General features: G+C 38.8%; 11 protein-coding genes, 2 pseudogenes and 1 riboswitch. Of the genes and pseudogenes, 10 read left to right on the forward strand and 3 right to left on the reverse strand.

Features of this window, described 5'->3' with window-relative positions; genetic code table 11:
* The first annotated feature begins 138 nt into the window (after positions 1 to 138).
* Positions 139 to 1188: a bifunctional transcriptional activator/DNA repair enzyme AdaA gene (locus MAQA_RS06555; RefSeq protein WP_036072418.1), complete on the forward strand. Its 1050-nt coding sequence runs from the start codon at positions 139 to 141 to the stop codon at positions 1186 to 1188.
* Between the two features lie 516 nt (positions 1189 to 1704).
* On the forward strand, positions 1705 to 2079 hold the full coding sequence (locus tag MAQA_RS06560; RefSeq protein ID WP_036072420.1) for a hypothetical protein: 375 nt from the start codon (positions 1705 to 1707) through the stop codon (positions 2077 to 2079).
* Positions 2080 to 2232: 153 nt separating this feature from the next.
* Here the strand turns inward: MAQA_RS06560 and MAQA_RS06565 are convergent, their stop codons facing one another.
* Positions 2233 to 2487, reverse strand: a complete 255-nt coding sequence (locus MAQA_RS06565; protein WP_036072422.1) for a TfoX/Sxy family protein — start codon at positions 2485 to 2487, stop codon at positions 2233 to 2235.
* Positions 2488 to 2724: 237 nt separating this feature from the next.
* On the opposite strand from MAQA_RS06565, the pseudogene MAQA_RS06570 reads away from it, so the two are divergent.
* From MAQA_RS06570 to MAQA_RS06595, 7 genes and pseudogenes are all read left to right on the forward strand, one after another.
* Positions 2725 to 3043 (forward strand): annotated as a pseudogene (locus MAQA_RS06570) (PTS sugar transporter subunit IIB).
* 41 nt (positions 3044 to 3084) lie between these two features.
* Positions 3085 to 3375, forward strand: coding sequence for a PTS sugar transporter subunit IIA (locus MAQA_RS06575; protein WP_052008519.1), 291 nt, complete (start codon positions 3085 to 3087; stop codon positions 3373 to 3375).
* 63 nt (positions 3376 to 3438) lie between these two features.
* Complete coding sequence (locus MAQA_RS15505; protein WP_241463146.1) at positions 3439 to 4143, forward strand: hypothetical protein; 705 nt, start codon at positions 3439 to 3441, stop codon at positions 4141 to 4143.
* Complete coding sequence (locus MAQA_RS15510; protein WP_241463144.1) at positions 4088 to 4630, forward strand: PTS transporter subunit EIIC; 543 nt, start codon at positions 4088 to 4090, stop codon at positions 4628 to 4630. Before MAQA_RS15505 ends, MAQA_RS15510 begins: the two co-directional genes overlap by 56 nt.
* A gap of 15 nt (positions 4631 to 4645) precedes the next feature.
* A pseudogene (locus tag MAQA_RS06585) lies at positions 4646 to 6089 on the forward strand (glycoside hydrolase family 1 protein).
* A 74-nt stretch (positions 6090 to 6163) separates the two neighbouring features.
* The gene (locus MAQA_RS06590) at positions 6164 to 7141 is read left to right on the forward strand and encodes a BglG family transcription antiterminator (protein WP_036072426.1); all 978 of its coding nucleotides are present in this window, start codon (positions 6164 to 6166) and stop codon (positions 7139 to 7141) included.
* Positions 7062 to 8081, forward strand: coding sequence for a PTS sugar transporter subunit IIA (locus MAQA_RS06595; RefSeq protein ID WP_077913571.1), 1020 nt, complete (start codon positions 7062 to 7064; stop codon positions 8079 to 8081). Before MAQA_RS06590 ends, MAQA_RS06595 begins: the two co-directional genes overlap by 80 nt.
* A 48-nt stretch (positions 8082 to 8129) precedes the next feature.
* On the opposite strand, the gene MAQA_RS06600 is transcribed toward MAQA_RS06595, so the two are convergent.
* Positions 8130 to 9596: an amino acid permease gene (locus MAQA_RS06600; RefSeq protein ID WP_036072430.1), complete on the reverse strand. Its 1467-nt coding sequence runs from the start codon at positions 9594 to 9596 to the stop codon at positions 8130 to 8132.
* A 125-nt stretch (positions 9597 to 9721) separates the two neighbouring features.
* Positions 9722 to 9907, reverse strand: a riboswitch (Lysine riboswitch).
* A gap of 438 nt (positions 9908 to 10345) precedes the next feature.
* On the opposite strand from MAQA_RS06600, the gene MAQA_RS06605 reads away from it, so the two are divergent.
* Positions 10346 to 12244, forward strand: a complete 1899-nt coding sequence (locus MAQA_RS06605; protein ID WP_036072432.1) for an endonuclease MutS2 — start codon at positions 10346 to 10348, stop codon at positions 12242 to 12244.
* Here MAQA_RS06605 and MAQA_RS06610 read toward each other — a convergent pair.
* Positions 12227 to 13078, reverse strand: coding sequence for a DUF817 domain-containing protein (locus MAQA_RS06610; protein ID WP_052008509.1), 852 nt, complete (start codon positions 13076 to 13078; stop codon positions 12227 to 12229). The two genes, MAQA_RS06605 and MAQA_RS06610, sit on opposite strands and share 18 nt — an antisense overlap.
* Positions 13079 to 13352: the final 274 nt, after the last annotated feature.

Here is a 13352-nt window from a genome sequence, read left to right on the forward strand (position 1 = left end):
GAAAAAAGAAAGAAGTCGTTTTCAGTGCGGCTTCTTTTTTGTGCATGAAAATAGTTGTTCATTTTTCGAAAGTAAAATTTGGAAAAAGGGTTATAATAAGAAATAAAGAGAGCGAAAAGTCACAAAGGAGTGAGGAAAATGGCTATTTCAGAAACGAAAGCCCGAGAATTTTACGAGGCGCTGCTTCATAAAAATAAACAGTACGATGGCACTTTTTTTGCAGGAATCAAAACAACGGGGATTTTTTGCCATGCGAGCTGTCCGGCTAGAAAGCCTAAGTTTGAGAACTGCGAATTCTTTTTGACGGCAGAAGAAGCATTACTGGCCGGATTTAGACCTTGCAAACGTTGCATGCCACTAACTTATCCGAATAGCATCCCAGAAGAAGTCGAAACGCTCGTCGCTGCCGTTGAGGCCCATCCAGAAAAGCGCTGGAAAGAAGCTGATTTTCACGAACTAGGGATCCATTCTGCTACAGCGCGCCGCAAATTTAAAGAGATTTACGGCATGACTTTTGTGCAATACGCGCGCTCAAGACGAATGGGGATTGCTTTCAAAGAAATCTTAGCGGGCGAAAAAGTCATAGACCAGCAAGTTTCGCTTGGATATGAATCCGCAAGTGCCTTCAATGATGCTTTCACTAAAATCATGGGGAATCCGCCCAAAAAAACCGAAGTGAAGCCGCTTTACGCCAATATTATCGCGACGCCAGTTGGGCGAATGTTCAGCCTCACAGATGAAGAAGCGTTGTACCTGCTTGAATTCATGGATCGGCGTGGCTTAGAACGTGAAATTGAACAGCTACGAAAAAAACACAACGCCCGAATTTTAGTAGGGAAAACAGAAACGAATGCCAAACTCGAACAAGAGCTAGAAGAATACTTTGCGCAAGAACGAACGGATTTTACGATACCGCTTCATTTGGATGGCACGCCGTTTCAAAAACAAGTATGGCAGTCACTACTTGAGATCCCTTCAGGCGAAACAAGATCCTATCAAGAGATCGCACTCACGCTTGGCAATAAGAATCTCGTTCGAGCGGTTGGAAATGCCAATGGCTTGAATAAAATCGCGATCGTTATCCCGTGTCACCGAGTGATCCAGACAAATGGAGAACTTGGCGGCTACGGGGGTGGCATCAGGCGCAAGAAATACTTGCTTCAATTAGAAGGTCATAAAATGGAATGAAACTTTTCGAAACACTCTTAACCGCTATACTTTTTAGTGGTCAAGAGTATTTTTCTGCTTAGCTATCGTTTTCGTGCAAATAATGAAAAGGGAACGGAAAATTTGTCATATGTGGAGAGGAATCACTGGGGATTTGCAAAATCAAAATGGCGGGTGCAGAATACATTTCTCTTCGGGAAAATCATTAGCTGAAGTTTACTTCGCAAACGCTTCTTCCTCTCGTTGCAAACTTCATTTTTATTGTGTATGATGAATGCGGGTAGTTTTTAGAATAGTCAGAGGTGAATACATAAAATGGATAGTTAAGTACAAAAGTAGAAAAGAAAAAAAATGGTCTTGAAAAAGTGTCTCTTACACATTTTGGAAGTTCAACAGATAATTTAGAGAGGAGGGGCTTATTATCGGCTTCTTTGTTTTTACGGTTTTACCGCTAGTCGCAGTAGGTTTATTGATTTTAATTATTTTACTGTCCATGTTTTTTTTCTAAAAGGAAATAAAACCTATGAAATCGTTGATATGTATAGCATTCAAGAGGGAACACCCATCTACTATAAAGATTACCGACATGTGAAAGTTTATTTATCACGTTTTAACACGGAAAAAGCGATTAACCGTTATATGACGCAAGAAGGGCTTTACTTTGAAACAGTTGCAAGATCCATGTTGGATAAAGAATTAACGGTTTTAGATAAGTCGGTTTTTGTATTAGTAATAGAAGATACTGAGACGAATAAATTGACGATTAGCTATGATATGGAACGTCTGTCTCAGGAGTATTTAGAAACACTCATGCAGCTATCTATTGGTGAGACTGTGCAATTGAAAGATTTGACTCAAGAAGTTTCGCTAGATATTCCTTCGTATGCTTATGTTTTGGTGAATGAGAAATGAATGGAATTCTGTGACTATGTCTATTCCGATGAAGAGGAGATGAGCTATCAGGAACTTGTTGCAGGCTTGGAAAAACACGCAGTATATAGAGCTTAATTGAGATTAAATCAAAACCATCCTTTGTTTTATATTTTTAAAACAAAGGATGGTTTTTTATTGATTTTCTTGATAAAAGCTTTTAAGTTCTGCTTTTCGCTGAACGGGGATCTCTTTTTTAGGAATGTTACAAATGGCTCCCTCAAGAGCATAAAGAAAATGCAGGCAAGCCCCTTTGTCTACAAGATGTTTCGTTTTTAAATAAGCCGATTCTGTTCCGATCGTGACAAGTTCTTCGGCAGTCCTAATACCAGCAAGATTTAGTTTTTCTTCATTCACTTTCCCTAGATTTGGCATGTTTGAAATCTGCATGATATGCACTCCTTTAGCTAGCTGTCTATATTATTAAATATATACTCTCAAAAAGTGAAAAGCAACAAGTGATAGAGGCTACAATTCTAGCATTTGGGCTTATCAGAGATTTTAAGGCAACAAGTCCCCATTGATTTTGATAAGTCTATCCTTACGTTTCCTGCTAGTAGGAAAAAAATTTAAATGAATGCGCTTTCTATAACTGATATGCTTGATTTAACAAAGGAGGAATGAACGATGACGAAAAAAATCTTACTTGTCTGTGGTGCAGGAGCTTCTTCAGGATTTGTCGCGGCGGCGGCAAGAAAAGCCGCAAAAAAAAAGTGGCTTGGATTTCGAAATCAAAGCTAAAAGCGAATCGGAGTTAAATGATAATTTGGAGACGACAGACTTACTTTTAGTGGCGCCGCATTTAAAATACATGATCGACGAAGTAAAAGATGTCTGTGCGGAAAAAGGTGTGAAATATGGTATTATCCCTCAAAAGATTTATGGTTCTCTTGACGGGAAGGGGCTCGTTGAATTTGCTGAAGAAGTTTTAAAGGAAGGGAACTAGTATGGAAAAAGTAAAAAAAAGAAGAATTGAATTTGCTTTCCATGGAGGTCATTTTACATGCTGGAAATGCGAGAGATTTTGTTTTTAAAGCAATTGAACAAGCCGCAAATGGCGATTTTACAGAAGCAGATAGCTTGATGGAGCGAGCAAACGAAGAGATTCATCAAGCTCACAGGGTGCAAACGAGTACACTACAAAAAGAAGCAGAAGGAATTGAAATTCCCTATTCCCCACTGTTTGGGCATGCGCAAGATACACTGATGACTGTGAAAACGGAATTTAACTTAATTCGAGAATTTATAAAGTTGTATAAAAAATCAAGTGAGAGGTGACAGACATCATGGACAAATTTATGACATGGATGACAGATAGATTTTCTCCAAAAGTAAATAAAATTGCTTAAAAATGCTTGGGTCGCTTCCATTCAAGATGCCATTTTAACGGCTATGCCAATGGTTTTTATCGGATCATTTGCTACGATTTTAGCGATTATTAAAGATTACTGGCCGGCTTTTCCAGATTTGTCTCCCATCAGTACATTTTCTTTCGGATTATTTTCCCTGTTTATTTCTTTTCTTATTCCTCAGTCAGTAATGAAACATAAAGGAATTAAAGGAGTTGAAAAACAGGCGGGCTTAGCGGGTGTCGCTTTTTTCTTAATTATGATTTTCCCAACGCTTTCAGGAGATGGCGGAAAAATCACATTTGATTTAAATGCTTTTGGAACAGGTGGCATGATAGCAGCTCTCTTAGCGGGGCTATTTGTTGGATTGATCATGGTGCTTTTTGCCAAACTTAAATTCATTAGTGATGATTCACCGATTCCAGATTTTGTAGCGGTTTGGTTCAATACGCTTTTGCCGATTATTGTTGTTCTTTTGGTGGGCTGGTTGTTCACATTTGAATTGAGAATTAGCTTATATGATATTGTAAACAGCATCTTTTCACCACTCATTCAGCTTGGTTCCAGTTTTTGGGGGGTTCGTCATTATTTATTTCTTAGGATTTTCTTTTCTATATTCATTCGGCATTTCCAGTTGGGTTATTTACCCTGTTCAAGTTGCCATCGCTTTGCCAGCTATTGCACAAAATCAAGCTAATTATGCGGCTGGAGAAGCGGTTACTAACATCTTTACTTCAGAAGCTGGGCAACTGTTTTTGATTGGCGGTGGTGGGGCAACGCTATCGTTATGTATTATGCTTGCATTTATGGCGAAATCCAATCGACTACGGATTATCGGGAAGGCATCGCTGATTCCATCAATTTTCAATATTAATGAACCGATCGTGTTTGGTGCGCCAATTGCGTTTAATCCAATTTTGATGGTTCCTATGTGGATTAATGGGCTAGTTGGCCCAATCATAACGTGGTTTGTAATGAAATGGGGAATTGTTCCGATTCCGTATGAACCGTTTCAGTTGTGGTATTTGCCAGCCCCAATACTTGCGTGGGTAACTACAAAGTCAATTACCGGGCTTTTGCTCATCGTTGTTTTGTTCGTCATTTCTTGGTTAATTTATTACCCATTTTTCAAAGTGTATGATAAACAAGCAGTTGAACAAGATCTCGAAATGGAAGGAAAGTGATCACTATGAGAAAGAATAGCTATCCGTATTTCCCTGAAAATTTTTTTGTGGGGCGGAGCGATTGCCGCTAATCAAGCAGAAGGTGCTTTTACTGCTGATGGCAAAAAGCCAAATACTTCTGATGTGCAACCTTACTTAAAAGGATTATCCAACCAAGAAATTCAGGAGATTGAAAAGGAAGGGATGACACTTAAACAAGTTCGGGAGCATTTGGATGACACTAGTCATTATTATCCAAAACGTCATGGCATTGATTTCTATCATACTTATGAAGCGGATCTGGAGCTGCTTGCCGAAATGGGCTTTAAAACGTTTAGAACTTCGATAGATTGGTCAAGAATTTTTCCAAATGGTGATGAAAGGGAACCAAACGAAGAGGCACTCAGTCATTATGGGCGTATGATCGACAAAATAATTTCACTCGACATGGAACCGATCATCACGATGTTACATTATGAAACTCCGATAGGGATCACACTTCACTATGGCGGTTGGCAAAATAAGCAGGTTATCGATATGTTTGCGCGGTATGGCAAAGTTTTGTTAGATCGTTTTGGTGGTCAAGTAAAGTACTGGATTGTTATTAATCAAATTAATATGATTCAAATAGAGCCGTTTCTTTCACTGGCATTATGTTCTGACCAATTTGAAAATCAAGAGGAAGCGGAGTACCAAGCTGTTCATAATCAAATGGTCGCTAGCGCTAAAATAAAAGAATATGCAAAGGAGTTGCCATTTGATCTAGAGATTGGAACGATGGTTGCAGATGGAACGACCTATCCTTATTCTTGTAAACCAGATGATGTGGTTTTAGCCATGCGCCATAACCGGATGCAATATTTCTTTACGGATGTACAGTTTAATGGTGTTTATCCAAAGTATGCGCTAAATTATTTTGCAGAAAATAAGCTTACAATTGAAATGACCGCAGAAGAAAAAAAGATTGCTAAAAGAAAATACGTTGGATTATCTCGCGATTTCCTATTATTTCTCGCAAATGGTAGATAGTAGCCGCAATGAAGATAAACCGGCATCAGTGACGCCTAATCCAATGCTTCCAGAAAGCCCGTGGGGATGGAAGATTGATCCGCAAGGTCTTTACCATACCCTTTCGCAATATGCAGATCGGTATCAAAAGCCGATTATCATCGCTGAAAATGGATTTGGGACTTATGATGAAGTGGAACATGGTCAAATTCATGATGATTACAGGGTAGATTATTTAAGCAAACATATTGAGCAAGTGGGAAGGGCAATCTATGATGGAGCACGTGTTATTGCTTACTGTGCGTGGGGGCCAATTGATATTGTCAGCTGTTCTTCACAGCAAATGTCAAAACGATATGGCTTCATTTATGTAGATCTTGATGATGAAGGTCGGGGAAGTGGCGATCGAATTAAAAAAGACAGCTTTGATTGGTACAAACAGGTCATTGAAACGAATGGCGAACAAATTTAATTGAAAAACGAAGTGGAAAACTAGCATTTTAATGGGGGCTAGTTTTTTCACTCACTAGTGTGAGGGTGAGAAATATGCCTAATAAAGAGCGATTAGTGGCTTATTTGAAAAATGTATCACAGACGAGATTTGTTTCTGCAAGGGAATTAGCTGAGGTATTAGGTGTCACGGACCGAACGATTCGAAACTATGTGAAAGCGATCAATACAGGACCTAGTCCTTTAATTGAAGCAAATAGGGATGGTTACCGAATTCTTTTACAAAATGAGCAGACACAAGTGACAGATTCAGTGGAAGAGTCTATTGATAGTAGACGTTTTTATATTTTACGGCGCATGTTCAAAAACACAGAACGAGGAATCGATGCTTTGGATATGGCGGATACATTATATGTTTCAGATGCGAGCATTCGTGCTGATTTGGCTGCACTACGCAAGCTAGCGGGGAAATATGATTTAGTGATTCGGCAACAGCAAGGGCGTTTTATTTTGGAAGGAAAAAGCCGAAATAAGCGACGGTTAATGGTTCAACTCATGCGCTCTACTAACCAAGGCGATACTGGTTTTGAAGTAGATATCCAAAAATTTCTTGATGAGATTCCTTTAGAAGAAGTTATAAAAATTGTCACTAGGACATTTGAAAAGTTTCAACTAAAACCAAACTCGTATTTTTTACAAAATTTTATCTTGCATTTGGCTATTGCCATTGGTCGAGCAAAAGAAGAATTTGCAAAGTGGCAAACGAATCAAGAACACGTGGAAACAGGGAATGTTGTTCAAGAAATCAATCACTGTCTAGCAGAACGATTTGGGATTGAATTGCTCCAAGAGGATAGCCAGGAGTTGCAACTTTTATGTGATGGTGAATTTCGCCATACTGACGTTGAATTATTAGAATTTGTGGAACCACAAGTTTTAAAGTCTTTAAAGCGAGCACTGGCTGAGATTAAAGAAGTGTATTTGTTAGATTTTAATGATCAAGCTTTTAAAAAAACGGCTCTTGTTGCATGTGCAAAATTTATATATACGGTCAAAACAGCAAAAATTTTCTAGAAATTTAAGTTTGCTAGAAATTAAAGTGAAATACCCTGTTCTATTTGATATGGCTATTTATTTGTGTTCCATTCTTTCCAATGACTTAAAAGTGACGATTTCAGATGACGAAATTGCTTTTTTAGCACTTCATATTGGTTCTTTTGTAGATGATCAGAGGAAAGCGGAGACTAAAATCAGAGCGGTGATTGTAACGCCTCGCTATAACTCAAATGAAGAGCGTATCAAAAGTCGAATAAAGAAGGAACTTGGAGAAGAAGTCATTATTGAAGCAGTAGTGCAAGATCTATTAGACCTCGATTTATCTATTCAGCCGAATTTAATCATTTTCACACAAATGGTTAGCGAGAAGAAATGGGACTTCTTTTCACAAGCAAAAACAGTTACAATCAAGGAATTTATCACTACAAAGGATTTGAACTTGATACGAAGGAAAGTTGAGGAAATTAAGCAGGAAAAATATAAAACTTTTTTAGAAGTCCTTTTACCCCAACTAATCGAGGAAGCTTTCTATCAGGAAGTGACAGAACGTGTAAATAAAGCGGACATATTCGAAATGATTGCTGAGGGATTTCTCAAAAAGCAATTTGTTCCTGAAAATTTTGAGGAGAAACTCATAGAAAGAGAACGTTTGTCTGCGACTTCTTTTCCAAGTGGAGTAGCAGTTCCACATGCAATTAAATATGTTTCTTATCGCACTGGAATATTTGTTATTCATTCACGTGAATGTATTGAGTGGGAGGGCGTTGATGTTAATTTAGTGATCGCTTTATCGGTTGATCAAGATGATTCAGAGGATTTTAATAAAATTTTTCCAAGAATGATTGAGCTACTTGCGGAGGAAGTGAATGTTGCCTATTTGAATAAAAGTGAAAATCGTAAGGACTTTATCAAGCGATTGATTCATTTAATGACGTCTAACGGTTACTATACCGAATAAAAAAGACGTAAGCAGGAAAGTTTATCCTGCTTACGTCTTTTAGTTTAACTAGCTTTCACGATGATCGAACTTAGCTTCATCAAGTGGAACCATCTTGGTTTTTCTTGCAAGTTTGTATGACAACCAGAAGATCAAGAAAATCGGCAATCCAATATAAGAAATACCAATTTTTTGCCACCAAGCAGGGTTTGTGAAATCAGGATTTAAGAATGACTGATAGTCTTGTCCGATAATCACTAGAATACATAAGATTAAAGCGAGGATGGGTCCAAATGGGAAGAATTTCGCGCGATATTTTAGCTCGCTTAAATCATGCCCTTGTTTTAAAAAGGCTTTTCGGAAACGATAGTGACTAATCGCAATTCCCACCCAAGCAATGAAACCAGTTAGACCAGAAGCGCTTAGTAACCATGTATAGATAATCGTTCCGTTTTCACTAAGTGTTGTGACAAAAGTGAGCGCCCCGACAATAGTTGTGACAACAAGAGCGGCCATTGGGATACCGCGTTTATTGACTTTAGCTAAGAATTTAGGTGCTTTGCGGTCTTTAGCCATGGACCAAAGCATCCGTGTTGATGCATATAATCCTGAGTTTCCAGCAGATAGTACCGATGTCAAAATGACGGCATTCATAACGGAAGCTGCAAAAGCCAGTCCTGCTTTTTCAAATACAAGTGTGAATGGACTAATGGCAACATCGGTTGCTTCGCCGCCAAGTAAGTTTGGACTTGTATAAGGAATGATCAGCCCAATAACAAAGATGGCAAAGATATAAAATAATAAAATCCGCCAGAAAACTTGTTTAATGGCTTTAGGGACACTTTTTTCTGGTGTCGCGCTTTCACCAGCCGCAATTCCGACAAGTTCAGTTCCTTGGAAGGAAAAACCTGCAATGAGGAAAGTTCCTAAAATCGCGAAGAACCCGCCTTTAAATGGGGCTTCACCAAATGTAAAGTTTTTAAAGCCGATAAACTGACCACCGAGAATACCAAAAATGGTAAGAACACCGATGACAAGGAAAACAATAACAGTTGCCACTTTGATGATGGAGAACCAGTATTCACTTTCACCGTATGCCCGAACGGAAAGAGCATTCAATCCGAAAATCAAAACTAGGAAAATCGTGCTCCATAACCAAGCGGGAGTTTGAGGAAACCAGAACTGGACGATGATCGCCGCCGTTGAGATGTCAACGGCAAGTGTGATGGCCCAGTTAAACCAGTAGTTCCAGCCAAGTGCAAAACCAAAAGCAGGGTCAACAAAGCGAGTTGCATAGGTACTAAAAGAGCCAGATACAGGCATATAAGTCGCCATTTCCCCAAGACTTGTCATCAAGAAGAAAACCATTAATCCAATCGCGACATAAGCGACAAGTGCACCTCCTGGTCCTGCTGTTGCGATCGCATTTCCACTTGCGAGGAAAAGCCCCGTTCCGATTGACCCGCCGATTGCGATCATCGATAAATGTCGTGTTTTGAGCGAGCGTTTCACGTCGCCATTTTCATTATTACTCATCAATCAAACTCTCCTTTTTTTGTGTCGATTATTCATGCACTTTAAAGGATTTTAGTCAATAAAAAAACCACTCGCTTCGCTATCAGAAGAGAGTGGATTGAATTTTAATTAACGTCAATTCATCCTTGTCAGATAGCGCACCTACTAAAATGACTGTTTTAGTAGCAGTCCAGCTGCTTTCGCAAACTGTCCCAGCAAAATAAACCGCAAAATTTATCTCACTTCGGCAACTTTCCTGTTTAACTTTCTTCACTGGCGTTTCGCGCGCCTCCAAAAGTTTACTAGTGATCGCTGCAACCTCTACCTCACCAAACGCGGATGAGGATTTGTGTTTTAATTGTAAAAGTTCCTTTTCAATAGTAAAGCAAATCTAACAAGAAAGCAACCCTCTTTTATAAAAAAACAAAATTCAAAAGCAAAACCTTTTTTTTCTTGCAAGAAACGGGGGTCTTGACAACGGAAGCTTCACCCCGTAAACTGAAAAGTGTAGAAAGTAAGCGTCCTAAAAATTTAATCGAGGTGCTTTTGGTGAGTGTAGTAGAATCTTAATTTAGGAACTGAATAGTAGAAATGAAAATTTTCCTCTTTTGAGGCTTATTTCTGCTTGCCTAATGAAGATGCCAACACTTTCTAAAGTTGACTCTCTTTTTGTATAGAGATATTTAGAAACTGCAGGGGTTGTTCTGCAGTTTTTTTTGTTATCGTGGACGCGTGATATGGTGTCTTCTTGCTTGAAAGGAGAACGTAAAATGAATACTCTTACTTTTGATAAATTAGAATACCCAGAACTTACACAGCTATTAGCTGAAAACTGTGTGAGTGATGCGGCTAAAGAAAAAGCACAGCAACTAAAACCTTTTAAAAATAAACGCACAATTGAAGCAAAACTTACTGAAACGAGCGAGGCTCGGAAAATCTTAGATAGCGGACAGAATTTGCCGTTATTTGGTATTAGTAAAATGAAACAAACTCTTATTAAACTTGAAAAAAGCTTTGAAATGACACCTGCTGAATTAATGGGCATTGCGGATTTTTTGCGAAGTACAAGGCGTATCAAACAGTTTCTTGAAAAAAATAGTGGGATCTCTCCGATGCTTGCTCGATTCGCGGAGAGCATTCAAAGTTTTATGGAGATTGAAGAAGCGATTAGTCAGGCGATTAGGAACGGGGAAGTGGACAATGTAGCAAGCGCAACCTTGCGAAAAACGCGGAAGCTTCTTGAGGATAATCAAGCAAAAACGACTGAGCGCTTGGATAAATTTATGAAGAATCCGGAAAACAAGTCTTATATTCAGGAATTCTTTGTGACGCGAAAGAACGCTCACGATACGATTCCAATTAAAGCGAGCTTTCAAAAGTTTGTTCGCGGTACGGTAATTGAAGTTTCAAGTAAAGGAACGACAGTTTTTATAGAACCAGAAACGATTGCAAAATTAAGCGCCATTCGTGCCAATTTGAAGGCAGAAGAGCAAGCGGAAATCTATCAAATTCTGGCAGCACTTTCTGGGGCTGTTCTTGCTGAACTTGATGGGATTAAACATAATCTCGAAGTGATCACGGAATTTGATTTCATCTTTGCGAAGGGGAAGCTCTCAAGGCAAATGGAAGCAACAAGTCCGTCTGTGAATGAAAGAGGCGAAATCAAATTGAAACAAGCGAAACATCCGTTTCTTGCCATGAAATTAGCTGTTCCTCTTGATTTTTCAATAGGTGAAAACTATCGCGGCTTGATTATTACGGGGTCGAACGCGGGCGGAAAAACGGTTGTGCTAAAAACGGTTGGACTTTTGACGTTAATGATGATGGCAGGGCTGCATGTTCCAGCTGCTGAAAACTCGGAACTTGCGGTTTTTGAGCGAGTTTTTGCGGATATTGGGGACAATCAAAGTTTAGAAAATGCACTCAGTACTTTTTCTTCACATATGCAAAATGCGGGCGAGATTTTAGCGCGGGTCAATGAGAAAACGCTTGTCTTGTTTGATGAGATTGGAAGTGGGACAGAGCCAAATGAAGGTGCTGCGCTTGCAATCGCGATTCTTGAAGAATGTTATCGCCGCGGGGGTATAACGCTTGCATCAACGCACTATGAGGCGATTAAACGTTACGGAGGCAAGCATCCAGATTTTATCAATGCACGTATGGCGTTTGATCCAGAGACACTTGCGCCGAAATATCAACTCATTATCGGAGAATCTGGTGAAAGCAATGCCCTTTATATTGCAGAAAAGATGAATATTGATCGCAAAGTCTTACAAAAAGCGAAGCATTACATGAATACGGAAGATTATGCGCTTGAAAAACGGAACTTTAAGCCAAAAAACGTAGCGCATCCTGTAGAACAAACTCATCAGCCATCACTTGAAAAAGGCGACCGCGTACAACTACTTGAAACAGGAGAAATCGGCCTTGTTTTTAGTCATGAACGTGGGGAAGTGATCGTTTATGCGGGCGGCAAGAAACGAGAGGTTTTGGCTCGAAGACTGAAATTGCTTGCCTCAAGAGTGGAACTTTATCCGGCTGATTATGACTTAAATCAGTTGTTTACAAGTTTCGAGGAAAGAAAAGAACAACATGACTTTGCTCGCGGTTCGAAAAAAGCCTTGCGACGTGTTCAAAAAGAAATCAAACAGTCACGTGAGGAAAAGTGACTGTTTGAAAAGATGATTACTTAAGCAGAAAATCCACAGATTTTCTGCTTTTGTGTTTAGTAGAAGAAAAGAGTCCAGCACTTTTTTATTTTTTTTGAGTTGCGCTACAATAATGATGCTAATAATAATTAATAAAAACCAACTTGTTATTTTTCCAATATGTACAGGACGCCATGCGGCAAGCTGATCCGGATAACTCCAAGCGCCAAAGAAACTGGCGATATTTTCTGCCAAATAAATGAAAAAAGCGATGAGAAGAAAAGCAAGTGAAAGAGGCATTTTTAGCTCCTTTTGTGAAACTGTAAAATAAACATGTGTTCTTGCAAAAAGGAGTAAAACAAGAACGATTAGGATATAACGAATATCGGGTAAAAAGTGATGAGTAAAAAAGTTGGCATAAATAAGGAGACAAATCCCGACTGCCAGAAAACTATTGGGCCAATTTTCAAGGCGTAATTGGAATTCTTTAAAGGCTCGACAAATATAACTGGCTACACTGGCGTACATAAAACCGCTGTACAATGGGACACCGAGTAAAACAGCAAAGCCTGAACCTGGATAACTCCAAGAGCCCATCTGTACTTTATAGATTTCGAGACCAAGCCCGATAAGATGGAACAACATGATGACCTTCAGTTCATCAAAAGTTTCAAAACCGTAACGAATCAATAAAATTTGTGTAAGCAAACAAATCAATAAAAGTAAATCGTAGCGGGTAATGAAAGGTAGTGGAAAAAATTTGGTTATTCCAAGTGCACAAAATATAATGGCGGGGAAGAGGCAGCACTTTATTTGTTTCCAAGTGAAGTCTGTTAGTCTAGTTAAAAAAATCATTTAATCACCTTCCCTTCTTTATTAGAATAACCCAAAAAGCTTTAGAAAAGTATAAAATCTAATATAGAATTACTGAAGAAGCAAAATCATATCCGATTTTTGATTTTAAAAGATAGGAGAACACATTCATTATTAATTTATGTAATAATAAATATTAACATTTACTATTTTTATTAATAATAAAATCCCCTTATACTTGAAGAAAGAAAAACGGAGACAGAAGGATTGAAGGGAGAAAATGATGATTTTTACGAAAAAAAAGTTTTTGGATTGC

Origin of the sequence: Listeria aquatica FSL S10-1188 (genome assembly GCF_000525795.1) — a bacterium.
GTDB lineage: Bacteria > Bacillota > Bacilli > Lactobacillales > Listeriaceae > Listeria > Listeria aquatica.